10 protein-coding genes and 1 tRNA gene are annotated in these 15,293 nt (G+C 64.4%); 1 reads left to right on the top strand and 10 read right to left on the bottom strand.

Annotated features, from left to right (window positions below):
• Positions 1-322: 322 nt before the first annotated feature.
• The 7 genes from A9404_RS08420 to leuA all read right to left on the bottom strand — a co-directional run bounded on the left by A9404_RS08420 (position 323) and on the right by leuA (position 9,753).
• Positions 323-2,497: a phosphocholine-specific phospholipase C gene (locus tag A9404_RS08420; RefSeq protein ID WP_066100184.1), complete on the bottom strand. Its 2,175-nt coding sequence runs from the start codon at positions 2,495-2,497 to the stop codon at positions 323-325.
• 90 nt (positions 2,498-2,587) lie between these two features.
• Complete coding sequence (locus A9404_RS08415; protein ID WP_066100180.1) at positions 2,588-3,373, bottom strand: class I SAM-dependent methyltransferase; 786 nt, start codon at positions 3,371-3,373, stop codon at positions 2,588-2,590.
• 77 nt (positions 3,374-3,450) lie between these two features.
• On the bottom strand, positions 3,451-4,563 hold the full coding sequence (tal, locus tag A9404_RS08410; protein WP_066103080.1) for a transaldolase: 1,113 nt from the start codon (positions 4,561-4,563) through the stop codon (positions 3,451-3,453).
• 176 nt (positions 4,564-4,739) lie between these two features.
• Positions 4,740-5,303, bottom strand: a complete 564-nt coding sequence (gene rrtA, locus A9404_RS08405) for a rhombosortase (protein ID WP_066100176.1) — start codon at positions 5,301-5,303, stop codon at positions 4,740-4,742.
• A 39-nt stretch (positions 5,304-5,342) separates the two neighbouring features.
• Entirely contained in the window at positions 5,343-5,849 is a 507-nt protein-coding gene (sixA, locus tag A9404_RS08400) for a phosphohistidine phosphatase SixA (protein ID WP_066100174.1), read from the bottom strand.
• A 185-nt stretch (positions 5,850-6,034) separates the two neighbouring features.
• On the bottom strand, positions 6,035-7,912 hold the full coding sequence (locus tag A9404_RS08395) for an ABC-F family ATP-binding cassette domain-containing protein (RefSeq protein WP_066100170.1): 1,878 nt from the start codon (positions 7,910-7,912) through the stop codon (positions 6,035-6,037).
• Positions 7,913-8,040: 128 nt separating this feature from the next.
• The gene (gene leuA / locus A9404_RS08390; protein WP_066100166.1) at positions 8,041-9,753 is read right to left on the bottom strand and encodes a 2-isopropylmalate synthase; all 1,713 of its coding nucleotides are present in this window, start codon (positions 9,751-9,753) and stop codon (positions 8,041-8,043) included.
• A 351-nt stretch (positions 9,754-10,104) separates the two neighbouring features.
• Between leuA and A9404_RS08385 the strand changes: the two genes are divergently transcribed.
• Entirely contained in the window at positions 10,105-10,572 is a 468-nt protein-coding gene (locus A9404_RS08385; RefSeq protein ID WP_197490312.1) for an Lrp/AsnC family transcriptional regulator, read from the top strand.
• 84 nt (positions 10,573-10,656) lie between these two features.
• Here the strand turns inward: A9404_RS08385 and A9404_RS08380 are convergent.
• The 3 genes from A9404_RS08380 to A9404_RS08370 form a co-directional block, all read right to left on the bottom strand.
• A tRNA-Pro gene (locus A9404_RS08380) sits at positions 10,657-10,733 on the bottom strand.
• A 50-nt stretch (positions 10,734-10,783) separates the two neighbouring features.
• Complete coding sequence (locus tag A9404_RS08375) at positions 10,784-11,764, bottom strand: polyprenyl synthetase family protein (protein WP_066103074.1); 981 nt, start codon at positions 11,762-11,764, stop codon at positions 10,784-10,786.
• A gap of 243 nt (positions 11,765-12,007) precedes the next feature.
• On the bottom strand, positions 12,008-15,280 hold the full coding sequence (locus tag A9404_RS08370; protein WP_066100163.1) for an efflux RND transporter permease subunit: 3,273 nt from the start codon (positions 15,278-15,280) through the stop codon (positions 12,008-12,010).
• Positions 15,281-15,293 lie beyond the last annotated feature (13 nt).

Raw genomic sequence — 15,293 nt, 5'->3', positions numbered from 1 at the left:
GATCCGGCTCAGGTTCTTGGCCAGTCCGCGATAGCGGACCTTGGCATAACCAAACCGGATCTTGGGATCAATGGGGTCTATCTTAGGATTTTGCAGGGCAAGGGCGTGTCAGATCGTCTAAACTGAGCCTGTGACGAGGGTGTGGCTCATGGGGTTCGCGCCTCTTCTCGGATGCTCAACTCTGAAATGCCGCCCTCGTCACCCTGCATCATCCGAAACGTCTGCCGTGGATGATGCCAGCCGAACCGGCCGTGGCTACGAGATAGCATTGCGCGTGCTCAGGGGCCTCTCATTGATCAGCGGCCATTTGAATATCCTATGGCTAAACGATCTTCACCTGCTCCCCGATGGCCTTGCCGCCCAGTGCCGGGTCGCTGATGCTGGGCTTGCCGGTTTCCAGATGGCCGGCAAAGCGCCGCGAGTATCCGGGGTGCTGTGGGAGCGTCAGTGTGAAGTCGTACCAGTGGCTGCTGGCCTGCAGTGGCCAGCGCCGTTCAACGATACTGTTGGGCACTACCGTGCCGGTCCACGGCCCCTGGTCGAAATAAGCGTTGGCCGCCACGTGGTAATCCGCCGCTTCTTGCCCGTGGTTGGTCATGACGAGTACCACCATTTCGCCCGGCACGTCGTACTGCACCTGGATTTCGACCGATGATTGCGTCGCATGGCCGGTGAAGTGCCGGTGGTAGCCGTTCGGACCGAGTACCCACAGATCGTAGGCGCCGCCATCCGCAGCCAGATCCCAGCTGCCCGTGAGGGTCTTGTGCGCTTCGACCGTGTACCGGCGAGGTACCTGATCGAGGTGCTTGCGGTCGTAGACATGAAAGACCGCGGCCGCCGAGCCCGTGTTACCGAAGGTGAGTTCGATGCGGTCGGCACCGTGCGTCTTGGCCGACGTGTGCAAGGCGTAGGGCAGTGCCCGCGCCGGGCGGGTGCCCGTGGCCTGAACAGGCAGGCTCAGGGTCGTCGGGGTTTCCGGTGTGGTTTTCTTGGTCAATGCGCGTGCGCGCTTGGCCTGTTCGACGGTATCCGGGAACGCCTTGAAAAACGCGGTGTTGTCGGGATCCTTGAAGTCCAGTGTGCTGGTCAGGTCGCCGCACACCGCGCGACGCCACGGGCTGATGTTGGGTTCCTTGACCCCGAAGCGCTCCTCGATGAAGCGGATCACCGAGGTGTGGTCGAACACTTGCGAGTTCACCCAGCCGCCCTTGGACCAGGGGGAGATCACGTAGAGCGGTACGCGCGGCCCCAGGCCGTAAGTGCGGTGCAGGGCCAGCGGTTCCAGCGGGTTGGTCTGATAGGGGAGGATGATTTCGTGATACTCCCCAGTGGTGTCCACGGTGGACGCACCGGCGAAGGCCGCCTTTTTCGGATCCGCATCGTAGTGCGTGTAGGCGGGCGCCGAAGGCGGCGGAACGTGATCGAAAAAGCCGTCATTTTCGTCGAAATTGACGATGAATACCGTCTTGCTCCAGACATCCGGGTTGGCGGTCAGGGCTTCGAGCACGTGGGCCGTATAGTCCGCGCCCTGGGCCGGGCTTGAGGCATCGGGGTGCTCGGAGCCGTCGGCCGTCGCGATGATCCAGGAAACCTGCGGCAGCTTGTCTGCCAGGACGTCTTCCTTCAGCTTGTCGAGATCCCGCGTACTGACGCCCCGTGCCTTCAGCGATTTCGAATAACCGGGCTTTTCGAACCACGCATCGCGGAAGACCTTGAACCCCGCCAATGGATTGTCTGTGAAGTTGTCGGCCATGTTTTCATAGATCTGCCAGCTGATGCCCGCTTTCTCCAGACGTTCGGGGTAGGTCGTCCAGGTGTATCCGCCGTTCTTGCCCGGGTCGCCATCGAAATGATCGTAATTGTTGTACGTGGCCGGGCCGTGGCCCTTGCCCAACGGATCGTTCGTGCCCGTCCAGTGGAACAGGCGGTTGGTGTTGGTGCCGCCCTGGAACGAGGAGTGATAGGCGTCGCAGAGGGTGAAGGCGTTGGCCAGTGCGTACTGGAACGGGATGTCCTCCGCCGTGAAATACCCCATGGCGTGGTTGTGCTTGTAGGTTGGCCACGTGTTCATCTTGCCGTTGTTCCAGGCGGCCTGGGCATCGAGCCAGGTGTGGGGCGTGCCGGTGACGCGCATGTAGTCGAAGGTTTGTACCGTGTTCAGGTGAAACGGCGGAATGACCTGGGGATGGGCGGGGTCGGCGTCATTGGTCTGATACCAGACGCTCTTGCCCTGAACGTTCTGCGTGTCGGGGAGCGGGATCGGAAACCGGTCGCCGAACCCCCGCACGCCGGCCATCGTGCCGAAGTAATGGTCGAATGCCCGGTTTTCCTGCATCAGGACGACGATGTGCTCGACGTCCTTGATGGTCCCGGTACGGTGGTTGGCCTCAATGGCGAGCGCGTTGCGGATGGCGGGGGGCAACACGGAAACGGCGGCTGCGGCGCCGACGGTTCCGGCGAGCGCACGCAGAAAGTCGCGGCGATTGTCGATGGGCATGTCGAGTCTCTGGTTTTGGGGAAAACGGCCGCACACTATGCGGTTCCGTCGTTACCTGCGTATTACAGAGAATGCTAATTTAGGGCGGCGCTAATCCGACCGGGGCTTGCGGAAATACAGGGTGATGCCGAGAAAGCCGCCGTGGTCGGTGAATTCGGCATGGAAGTTCGCGATGCCCGCGGTTTGCAGGATCGACAGAATCGCACTCATGTCGTAGGCGTGCATCCGCATTTCCGGGTAGAAGAATCCCCGGCCCTTACGTGCGTTTCGGACGTTCCGGTAGAACGGTAGATAGTCGATCGCGAGATGGTTGATTCGTGCGGCCCAGGAGGCGCGGCGGGGTTCGGCGTAGCTGAAGTGGAGCACGCCGATGCCTTCGGGTTCGAGCAGCGTCAGCAGGCGTTTGAGAATGTGTTCGCCACGCGGCACGGGTATGTGCTGGAACGCGATGGTCGAATGGATGAAGTCGTAGGTTTGGTCGAGCCGCGACAGGTCGTCGTCGGATTTGACGAAGGTGGCATTGCCGATCGATCGTGCCGTGCAGTTCCTGCGGGCTTCGGCCAGCATGGCGTCCGAGACGTCGACGCCGGTGACTGCCCGCGCATGGGTGGCCAGGGGGATGACCAGCCGGCCGACCCCACAGCCGAAATCCAGCGCCTTGCCGATGCGCCAGTCCGGCGAGAAGAGTTGGCGCACCCTGCCGAGCACATAGTCGATATATTCGGCGCCGGATCGGAAGAAGGCCTCCTTGCCGGTTTCCGTCAGATGCGCCGCGCGATATTTTTCGTCGGCAATGACCCCGAAATAGGGATCGTCCGTGCCGAATTTTTCCCACTCGCGATCGGTTTTCCGGCGTATGAATTGTCGGATGTTCATAGTCGGATATTCATTGTCGGATATTCAGGGGTGCTCGACAGTGGGTTCAGGCCGTGTATGTGCGTCGGGCGGTTCGATCAGTCAGGGACGTTGCCGGTGGCCGCAATGGCGGCCAGCAGATCGTCGAAGGCCTCGGCAAACAGATCCAGCCCCTCGTTCAGCAGCTGATGGCCCACGGCACCGTCCATATCGATCCCCGCATCCGCGAGCTGTGCCCAGACATCCCGATCCTCGGCGAGGCGGGGCTTGAGCATGGACGCCAGGCGCCCGTGCTCGGCAAAGGCCTTGAGGGTGGCTTCGGGCAGCGTGTTGATGGTCTTGGGCGCGATCAGGTTCTCGACATAGAGGACATCGGAGTAGGTCGGGTTCTTGGTGCCCGTGCTGGCCCACAGGAGGTATTGGGGGCGAGCGCCCAGCTGGGCCAGTTCCGAAAATGCCTCGCCTTCGAATACTTCGCGGAAATGCTGATAGGCCATGCCGGCCAGCGCCAGAGCAGCCTTGCCGCGCAGTGCCAGCGACTGGGCGGTGTCGATTTCCGTGAGTTGCTGGTCCACCAGGGTGTCGACCCGGCTCATGAAGAGGCTGGCCACGGCCCGCACGCGGCCGACGGCGCCGCCGCTTTCCCGCAGTGCTTTCAGTCCGCGCAGATAGGCAGCGAAGACGCGCTGGACCTGATCGAGGGAAAACATGAGCGTGACGTTGACGCTGATGCCGCGGCCGATCAGCTGCTCGAAGGCGTCGATGCCCTCGTCGGTGGCGGGCACCTTGATCAGCAGGTTCGGCCGGTCGGCCAGTTTCTTCAGGCGTTCGGCCGCTTGTACGGTCGAGGCGGCGTCATGGGCGATCCGCGGGGATTCCTCCCAGCTCACCCAGCCATCCTCGCCGCGGCTTTCGTCCCAGATGGGGCGCAGCAGATCGCAGGCCTGCTGGATGTCGCTGAGCACCAGATGCTCGTACACGGCCTCGATCTCGTCGTAGGTGCGTTTCAGCGTGGCGATGTCTTCCGTGTAGAACGGGCTGCCGACGATGGCTTTCTTGAAGATCGCCGGGTTGGAGGTGAGGCCGCGAATGCCGTAGTTGGCGATCAGGTTGGCGAGCTTGCCGTCCGACAGCAGCTCCCGGGAAAGGTTGTCCAGCCAGAGACTCTGGCCGAGGCTGGCATGAAGGGTCGACAAATCGTTGGCAGGCATGAGCGTGATCTCCATGAACGTTGGGGTCGTGGGGTGCGCGTGCACCGATGCCCCGGTTTTCGGGTGTTCTGATCCTCAATCAAGCAGTCCGGTGATACGTGCCCCGGATCGTTCTTTCCTGTCGTATTGGATGCCCGGGGCGCGCATGAATTCCCCCGGGCACCCCCTGCCGTCCTTCAACGGCGAAAAAGCAGTAGGGCCAATGCGATGGCCGCGCCGGCCACGGCGCCATAGAGGTGGGGCGCCAATACCGTGGGTACGTCGAGCAGACGGGCCAGAGCGAGGTCGCCCAGATGCTGCTCGCAGTAGATTTTCAGTGCCACGGCCGTGAGCAGGGAAAGCCCGCCGAGCCATTCCCGGCGCGAGATCAGCCGGATGGCGCTGGCGGCGAACAGACCGTGAAGAATGCCCGACAACCCGATGTAGCCGCCGATGCGCGGGTCGAACCACAGCAGTGCCAGGCCGATGGCAAGACCGGTGCCCAGCAGCAGGATGACGTAAGTCCGTGCGGTTTCGAGGTAGGCGGCGAGCAGGGTCCAGATCATCAGGCCGGCGAGATCGACCACCAGTTGCCGGCCGTTGCCCTCCGTGAAGTTGGCCGTGAGGATGCGCCAGATCTGACCGTGAAAAATGTCGCCCCGATCAAAGCGGAACCAGTGGCCGCCGTGAAAGAACAGAATCGCGATGGTGAGTGCGGCGACGGTCAGCGAGATGAGCCATTTGTGCGTGGATTCGGTCATGGTGCGAATCGGGTCCTTGAATTGCGCGGTGTCGGTCCGTCAGTCTGCCAGTGCCCGCAGCACGCCGGGCGGGAGGAACCAGATCAGCTGTCCCTGCCCCGCGGCGATCGCGTCGCTGAACCGGATCAGCATGGCACTGCCCTTCTTCAATGGCATGTTGCCGTTCGCTCGCCCGTGGATCAGGGTTTCGGCGAGTTGGCCCAGGTTGGGTTCGTGACCGACCAGCGCCATGCCATCGACGCGCGGTTGTTTGCGGAGCCAGTCGATCACGCTGTCGATCGTGGCCTCCGGCGAGAGGATGGCCTCGGTATCGAACTTGCGGATTTCCAGGGCGGGCGCCAGGATCTCGGCCGTTTGCTGCGCGCGGGTCAGCGGACTCACGATCAGTCGCTCGATCGGCAATGCCAGGGTCATCACGCCGCGGGCTGCCAACTGCATGCGCTCGATGCCGCGCTCGGTGAGCGGGCGCAGATCGTCGGCCAGACCGGTCAGGGCAAACTGGTCGCGGTCTTCGGCGGGTGCGTGACGAATAATCAGTAGATCCATGCGCGTTCGGGTTCCGGTTGGGTTCGCCTGTCGTGCAGTGCTTGGGCTGCGCACGACTCAGGAGCGTTCAGGTTGCCAGATGATGATCAGCGATCATAGTCCCTGTGCACCCCTTTTTGCGCAGTATGCGGCGTTTTGATAACGGTTTTGTGGCGAATGGGGCGGTGATGTGCCCCCAGGCGGCCTTATTCCTGCAGGGTCAGCCACTCGGCCTCGAGTTCGGCCTGTTCGTGGGTCAGGGCTTGGCGTTGATCGTTCAGCGCCTGGATGCGGGGGCTTGCCGGGTCGGCATAGAGCGCCGGGTCGGCGAGTTCGGCATCGGTTTGCGCGCACAGCTCGGTCAGTTCCGCCAGACGCGTTTCGATGGCGGCGATCCGTTGCTGAACCCGTTTGGTGGGCGCCGCCGGTTTGCTCACACGTTCCGGTGCCCAGGTTGACGTCTGCGGGTTTGAGGCAGGCTTTGTGGGTTTTTCCGCTGGCTGATTGGCTGCCCTGCGCTCGTCGGCCAGGGTGCGGCGGTAATCCTCGAGATCGCCCTCGAATACTTCGACCTTGCCCGAATGTACGCGCCAGAAACCGTCGCAGACGAGTTCGATGAGACTGCGATCATGCGACACGACGACCAGCGCGCCCTCGAAGGATTGCAGGGCCGAGGCCAGGGATTCGCGCATCTCGAGATCCAGATGGTTGGTCGGTTCATCGAGCAGCAGCAGGTTCGGCGCCTGCCAGACCAGCAGGGCCAGGGCAAGACGGGCCTTCTCCCCGCCGGAAAACGGTGCGATGACCTCGAAGGCGCGGTCGCCGATAAAGCCGAAGCCGCCGAGGAAGTTGCGCAGTTCCTGCGTGGTTGCCCGGCCGGCAATGCGTTCCAGCGCCGTGAGCGGCGTGTCGCGCGGGTCGAGTTGCTCGAGCTGGTGCTGGGCGTAGTAGCCGATGCGGACACCGGCGGAGCAGTGGAGGATGCCATCCATGGGTTTCTCGACCCCGGCGAGGGCGCGCATCAGGGTGGTCTTGCCCGCGCCGTTCGCGCCCAGCAGGCCGATGCGGTCCCCGGCGCGCACCGAGGCGGTGATGTTCTTCAGCAGGGCCTTGCCGTTGTAGCCGAGCGCCAGGTGTTCCATCGTGAGCAGCGGATCGGGGGCGTTCGGGGCCGGACGAAACGAGAAGGTGAACGTGCTGTCGGCGTGGGTGGCGGCGATGAGCGGCAGTCGCGCCAGGGCCTTGATTCGGCTCTGGGCCTGACGCGCCTTGGTGGCCTGGGCGCGGAACCGATCGATGAAGGCGGTCAGATGCGCCCGCTCGCGGGCGATCTTGGCGGCAAAGGCCTGATTCTGAGCCTGTCGTTCGGCACGCATCGATTCGAAATCGCTGTAGTTGCCGGTGTAGACGGTGAGGGTCTTGTTTTCGAGGTGGGCGATGTGGGTGCAGACCTGATCGAGGAAGTCGCGGTCGTGGGAGACGACGACGAGGCTGCCGGGGTAGGTGACGAGCCATTGCTCCAGCCAGAACACGGCGTCGAGATCCAGGTGGTTGGTGGGTTCGTCCAGCAGCAGGATGTCACTGGGTGCCAGCAGGGCCCGCGCCAGGTTGATCCGCATCCGCCAGCCGCCGGAAAACGAACGGACGGGCCGGTCGATGCTGTCGGGGGCGAAGCCCAGGCCGTCCAGCAGCTTGGCGCCGCGCGCCCGCGCACTGAAGCCGTCGATGGCGGAAAAATCATGATAGAGCGTGGCGAGGGCCATGCCGTCTTCTTCGGCTTCCGCCACCTGGATGGCCGCGTTCAGCCGGGCCCATTCGGTGTCGCCCGCCAGGACGTGCTCGATGGCGCTGACCTCGATGTCGTCGATTTCCTGTGCGACGGTCGCGAGGCGCTGCCCGCCGGCCCGCTCGATGTCTCCTTCGTCGGGCGTGAGCGTGCCTTCGATCAGTGCGAGCAGGCTGGATTTGCCCGTGCCGTTGCGCCCCACCAGTCCCAGGCGATGGCCCGGCTGCAGGGTGAGGTTGGCGTTTTCGAGGAGCAGTTGCGTACCGCGACGCAGGCTGACGGCCTGAAGCTGGATCATGGAGATAGTCTTGTGGGCGTGGAAATGGGTGAACAGAGCGACGCGGCAGGATACCGCGTTTTGGCGGCGGATTGGGGTTTACCTGAGGCTCGGGGGGCGGTCCCCGAGTCAGCGCGTCATCGGCGGGGTCAATGCGCCGCGGCTTCGAACGCCATCGCGGGGTCCGCAACGCGAAACGCATCCATCCGGTTGAGAGCCGAGATGATCGCCTGGAACGAAGCGGACACGATATTCGCATCGATGCCCGCGCCTTGCGCGCTGTACCGTCCGTCGTCGGTGACGAGCCCCACGAAGGCCGAGGCCCGTGCATCGCTGCCCTGGGTCATGGCGCTCTCCTCATACCATTGGACGCGCACGGGCAGATCGAGGGCGTCGAGAAAGGCGGCGATGGGCCCGTTGCCCGAACCCTGGCGTTCGAAGCGCGCGCCACCCGCTTCCCAGGTCGCCTTCACCGTCTGCGTGACGCCGTCCGCTGCCGTGGCCAGGCGACTTTCGACGAGCGTGATGGCCGTCGTTGGCGCCAGATAGGTCGCCTCGAACAGCGCCATCAATTGCGCGGCGCTCATTTCCGCCGACTGTCCCGCCTGATGCTGCCGATCCATGGCCTGCTGGACCACGCCCGCGAACTCGATCTGGATGCGGCGCGGCAGGCGCAGGCCGTAGGCGGTCTCCAGCAGGTAGGCGATGCCGCCCTTGCCCGACTGGCTGTTCACCCGGATGACGGCGTCGTAGGTCCGGCCGAGATCCGCCGGGTCGATGGGCAGGTAGGGAATGGACCAGGGCGCGTCGGGGTCCCGGGCCGCGAAGCCTTTCTTGATGGCGTCCTGGTGCGAGCCGGAAAAGGCGGTATAGACCAGGTCGCCCACGTACGGATGGCGCGGCGAGATCGGCAGCTGGCTGCACTCGGTGCAGACGCGGGCGATGGCGTCGATGTCGCCGAAATCCAGCTGCGGGTCGATGCCCTGGGTATAGAGGTTCAGGGCGAGCGTGATCAGGTCGACGTTGCCGGTGCGTTCCCCCTGGCCGAACAGGCAACCTTCGACCCGGTCCGCGCCGGCCATCAGGGCCAGCTCGGCGGCGGCCACGGCCGTACCCCGGTCATTGTGCGGATGCACGCTCAGCACGATGCGGTCGCGGTGGGCCAGATGGCGATGCATCCATTCGATCTGATCCGCGTACACGTTCGGCGTGGCCATTTCCACCGTGGCGGGCAGGTTGATGATCACGGGCTGTTCGGGCGTACCGCCCCACCGGTCGACCACCGCATCGCAGAGATCGCGGGCGAATTCCGGTTCGGTGGCATTGAAGGTTTCCGGGCTGAATTCCAGTACCCATTCGGTTTCCGGATGGGCGTCGGCGTGGCGTCGCGTCTGTTCGACGGCCGCCAGGATCTGCTGCGTGACTTCTTCCCGATTCATGCCGAATACGGTTTCCCGAAACGTCGGCGAGGTGGCGATATAGAGGTGCACGATGGCGCGCCGCGCACCCTGCAGGGACTCCAGCGTGCGGGCGACCAGATGCGGCCGGGCCTGGGTGAGCACGGCGATGGTCACGTCGTCGGGGATGTGCCGTTGTTCGATCAGCTGGCGCACGAAGTCGAAGTCGGTCTGGGAGGCGGATGGAAACGCCACCTCGATTTCCTTGAAGCCGATGGCGCAGAGCATGCGGAACATCCGGTGCTTGCGTGCGGTATCCATCGGCTCGAACAGGGCCTGATTGCCGTCGCGCAGATCGGTGCTCAGCCAGACGGGCGCCGCTTCGATGCGCCGGCTGGGCCACTGGCGATCGGGCAGGTCGGGGACGGGCGTGGGGCGGTATTTCCGGCTGGGCTGCGACAACATGATGGGCTCCTTGGGGTTTCCTGGGGTTTTCCTGGGGTTTTCCTGGGGTTTTCCTGGGATTTTCCCGGGGGTGGGTGGCGGAAGCGATGGGGTACCACGGTTCGGGGGTGGCCCGAAAAACCCCCTGCACCGCCCTGCGGCCCTCGTGAGGCGGCGAGCCGACCTGCCAGCCGGGTAGGCCTCAGGTCGGGGGCGGCCCGGGGTCACCGGGTACGAAGAAATTCTATGTCGTTCGATGCGGCAGGCGATTGCGTATTTCAGCGTGATTGACGTGTTTTTGGCAAAATCGTGCTAAAAATAAATTCATTATTGAATTTACATGCCAAACAGGGTCTGAAAAGGGGATTTTCCATGTCGCTGGACCGCTACGATCGCCATATCCTCAGTCTGCTGCAGGAGAACGGGCGCCTGAGCAATATCGAACTGGCCGATGCGATCGGTCTCTCGCCGTCGCCCTGCCTGCGTCGGGTCCGCGCCCTCGAGGAAAGCGGCATCATCCAGGGTTATCGCGCCCTGCTCGACGCCCGCAAGCTGGGTCTGAATCTGGAGGCGCTGGTGCATATCTCGATGGATCAGCACACGCCGGAGCGGTTCGCGCACTTCGAGGCGCAGATCGCCCGGTTGCCGGAGGTGCTGGAGTGCCTGCTCATCACGGGGCAGTCGGCGGATTACCAGCTCAAGGTGGTGGTGAGCGACATGGATGCGTATCAGGCGTTGCTGCTGAACAAGATCACCCGGATCGAAGGGGTGACGGGGGTGCACACCAGTTTCGTCTTGCGCCGGGTGCTGGACAAGACGGCCTTGCCGATACCGACCTGATGGGGGATCTGGCCGTTTTGTTCTACCGCACATGAAAAAACCCCGCCAGACGACCCGAGCGGGTTCTTGGCGGGGTTTTCGAATTGGTCGGAGTGATAGGATTCGAACCTACGACCCCTACGTCCCGAACGTAGTGCTCTACCAGACTGAGCCACACTCCGAAAATGCCTTGTGCAAACAATCGGCAGATAAGCGCTGTAAAATCAGTACATTAGCCTTTTCTTTGCACGGCCGCATCGGCCAGCGAGATCAGGGCGTTCTTGTACGGGCTATCGGGAAGCGACGCGATGGCCGCCTTCGCCCGATCCGCCTCGATCTCGGCAAGGCGCGCAGTATAGGCCAGAGCGCCCGTCTGTTCAATCGCCGCGCACACGGCGTCGATTTCGGCGCTGCTCTGTTCGGTGATCGCCCGGCGGATCAGGGCCACGGTGGCCGCATCTCCCTCGCGCATGGCGACGATCAGGGGCAGGGTCGGCTTGCCCTCGGCCAGATCGTCGCCGACGTGCTTGCCGGTCTCCTGCTCGTCGCCGTCATAATCCAGCACGTCGTCGATGAGCTGGAAGGCGGTGCCCAGATGCAGGCCGTAGGCCGCCATGGCGTCTTCCACATCCGGCGCCTGCTTCGTCAGTACGGCCGACAGCCGGGTGGCCGCCTCGAACAGGGTGGCGGTCTTGCGCACGATCACGTCCAGATAGCGGGCCTCGTCGACGTCCGGGTCGCCCATGTTCATGAGCTGGAGTACTTCGCCCTCGGCGATCCGGTTGGTCGCCTGGGCCAGGATGGCCATGACGCGGGGTTCGCCAACTTCCACCATCATCTCGAAGGCGCGCGAGTACAGGAAATCTCCGGTCAGCACCGAGGCGGCGTTGCCGAACAGGGCGTTCGCCGTGTCGCGACCCCGGCGCAGGGTGGATTCGTCGACCACGTCGTCGTGCAACAGGGTGGCCGTGTGGATCAGTTCGACCACGGCGGCCATCTGAGCGGACCAGGCGGGGGCCTCCAGCGCGGGGAAGGCCAGCGCCTGGGCGCTCAGCATCAGCACCATCGGTCGGAACCGCTTGCCGCCGCCGGCAATGATGTACTGCGACAACTGGTTGATGAGCGCGACATCCGAGGACAGCTTCTGCTGAATCACGGTATTCACCGCCGCCATGTCGGGCGCGGCGAGGTGACGAATCTGGTCGACGGTCATCGGGGGCATAGAGTCGCTCATTCAGGTACAACGGGGCGTGACGCGGGCCGATCGGGCGAAGGGTGCGCGCACCGATCATCCGACCTGCGCGGTCAGGATCGGGTCATACAGTACAGGATTTCGCGCGATCGTTCAGCCGGGATCGGCATGCTGCGGGCCTTCATCGGTGTGTTTCCCCCCGATTGTGGCGCAAAAAATCCCCGGCACGGGGCCGGGGGTGCAGGCAGTACGGTCATGGCCGAATCAGCCGCGCGGCAATCCCCGACGCTGCCAGAGCCAGTAGATGACCGGTAGCAGGAACAGCGAGAGCAGCGGCGCGGTGATCATGCCCCCGATCATCGGGGCGGCGATGCGGGACATCACTTCCGCCCCCGTGCCGTGGCCGATAAGGATCGGAATCAGGCCGGCGAGAATGACGGCGACGGTCATTGCCTTGGGACGCACGCGCAGCACGGCGCCCTCCATGATCGCCTCGGCTAGATCGCTGCGGGTGTTCAGCGTGCCGGCCGCGCGACGCCGCGCGATGGCCTGGTCGAGATAGATCAGCATCACCACGCCGAACTCCGCCGCGACGCCCGCCAGGGCGATGAAGCCGACGGCCACCGCGATGGAGATCTCGAAGTTGAGCGCCCAGAGCAGCCAGAATCCGCCGACCAGGGCGAACGGCAGGCTGCCCATGATCATCAGCGCCTTGCCGCCGTGCCGGAAAATCAGGAACAGCAGGACGAAGATGATGCCGAGGGTCAGCGGCACCACCTGTTCCAGCCGCTTGCTGGCACGCTGCAGGTACTGGTACTGGCCGGTCCAGTTGATCGCATAACCTTCGGGCAAGTGCACCTTGCTGTCGACGATCCGCCGCGCCGCGTTGACGTAGCCGCCGAGATCCACGTTCTGCGTGGTGACGAACACGTACCCGGCCGGTCGGCTGTCGTCGCTCCGGATCATCGGCGGGCCTTCGACCACGGCGACGGATGCGATCTGCCCCAGGGCGACGGTGGCGCCGCTCGGGGTCACGATCGGCAGGTCTTCCAGCTTGGCGACGCTGTCCCGATCCGCCCGGGGGTAGCGCAGGCTCACGGGGAAGCGTTCCAGGCCTTCGACGGTCTGGGTGACCTCCACCCCGCCGACCGCCATGCTGATCACGTCCTGGATGTCGCCGATGTTGAGCCCGAAGCGGGCCGCCTTGACGCGATCCGGCGTGATCTCGATATAGCGGCCGCTGTTGGTCCGGTCGGCATAGGCCGTCCGGGTGCCGGGCACCGTCTGCAGCACGGCTTCCACCTGCTTGCCGATCCGGGCGATCTCGGTGAGGTCGGGGCCGGAGATCTTCACGCCGATTGGTGTCTGGATGCCGGTGGTCTGCATGTCGATCCGCGTCTTGATCGGCATGACCCAGGCATTGTTCAGGCCCGGAAACTGGATCTTCTGGTTCAGATTGTCGATCAGCTTGTCGAGTGTCATCCCGGCGGGCCACTCGTCCCGTGGCTTGAGCTGGATGGTCGTTTCGATCATGGTCAGCGGTGCGGGGTCGGTGGCCGTAGCGGCCCGGCCGATCTTGCCGAACACCGATTTCACCACGGGCTCCTCGGCGATCAGGTGATCGACCTGCTGCAACAGAATGCGGGCCTCGCCAATGGACAGGCCCGGCAGCGTCGTCGGCATGTACAGCAGGTCGCCCTCGTCGAGGGTCGGCATGAACTCGCTGCCCAGACCCCGGCCGAGCTGGGCGATACGCGGCGACCCCGAGAACGTCTGCGACCAGCCGTTGGCGATCGCGTTCTGCCACTGGGTGACCTTCAGCTGCCAGTCGGTACTGCCACCCCACTTGAGCGGGCTGAGAAAGCCCTGGACCCCCGCCAGCGGCAGGACCATGGACAGCATGAACACGAGGCTGAGCGCGATCAGCGTCTTGGGGAAACGCAAGGCGCCACGCAGCGCCGGGCGGTACAGCCAGATCAGGGCGCGGTTGATGGGGTTGCGCTCCTCGGGCGGAATGCGACCGCGGATGAAATAGCCCATCAGCACCGGCACCAGGGTCACGGCCAAGCCGGCGGCGGCGGCCATGGCATAGGTCTTGGTGAAGGCCAGCGGCGCGAACATCCGCCCTTCCTGCGCCTGCAGGGTGAAGACCGGCATGAACGACAGGGTGATGATGAGCAGCGAGAAGAACAGCGCCGGCCCGACCTCGCCCGCCGATTTGGCGATCAGCGCCCAGTGGTCGTCTCCGCGTGGCGGGGCCCCGTGTTTCTCCTGCCAGTCCGTCAGGTGTCGGTGGGCGTTCTCGATGAGTACGATCGCCGCGTCGACCATGGCGCCGATCGCGATGGCGATGCCGCCCAGCGACATGATGTTGGCGTTGATTCCCTGCAGATGCATCACGATGAAGGCGGCGAGTACGCCCAGGGGCAGGCTCACGATCGCCACCAGTGCGGAACGGAAGTGGAACAGGAACACGATGCAGACGAGCGCCACGACGAGGAATTCCTCGATGAGCTTGTTGCTCAGGGTATCGACCGCGCGATTGATGACCCCGGAGCGATCGTACACCGGCACGACCTCCACGCCCTTGGGCAGGCTGGGCTTCAGGTGTTCGAGCTTGGTCTTCACCGCGTCGATGACCTGGCGGGCGTTCTCGCCACTGCGCATCACGATGATGCCGCCGACCACCTCGCCCTTGCCGTTGAGATCCGCCACGCCGCGCCGGGGCGCGGGCGCGAGTCGGACGCTGCCGAGATCCCGCACCAGGATCGGCGTGCCGGTCTTCGTGACGCCGACGGGAATGCGCTCGATGTCGGCCACGCTCTTCAGATAACCCCGGCTCGTGACCATGTATTCCGAACCGCCCAGTTCGACCACGCCGCCGCCCACTTCCCGGTTGGCCCCGGCGATCGCGGTGCGCAGGGTGTTGATGGAAACGCCGAAAGCCCGCAGGCGGTTGGGATCGACCACGATCTGGTATTCCTGAACCATGCCGCCGACGGTGGCCACCTCCGCGACACCGGGCACGGTCTGCAGCTGGAACTTCATGAACCAGTTCTGCAACGTGGTGAGCTGGGCGAGGTTCATCGTGCCGCTGGGGTCGGTGAGCGCGTATTCGTACACCCAGCCGACGCCCGTGGCGTCCGGGCCGAGCGCCGGTTGCACGTTGGCCGGCAGGTTGGCCCGGGCCTGGTTCAGGTATTCGAGCACGCGGGAGCGGGCCCAGTACAGGTCCGTGCCGTCCTTGAAGGTCACGTAGATATAGGAATCGCCGTAGAAGGAATAGCCGCGCACCGCCGTGGAGCCCGGCACCGAAAGCAAGGTGGTCGTGAGCGGATAGGTCACCTGGTCCTGCACCACCTGGGGCGATTGCCCCGGGTAGCTCGTCTTGATGATGACCTGGGTGTCGGATAAATCCGGGATCGCGTCCAGCGGCGTTGCCTGCCAGGCATACCAGCCGATGGCCGCCAGAAACGCGGCCAGCAGCAGGACCATCACGCGATTGCGGATGGACAGTTCAATGAGGGATTTCAGCATGCGGGCATCTCCC

This window comes from Halothiobacillus diazotrophicus (genome assembly GCF_001663815.1).
Classification (GTDB): Bacteria; Pseudomonadota; Gammaproteobacteria; order Halothiobacillales; family Halothiobacillaceae; genus Halothiobacillus; species Halothiobacillus diazotrophicus.
The sequence above is the reverse complement of the archived record's forward strand: the minus strand, read 5'-3'. Positions and strand labels throughout refer to the sequence as shown.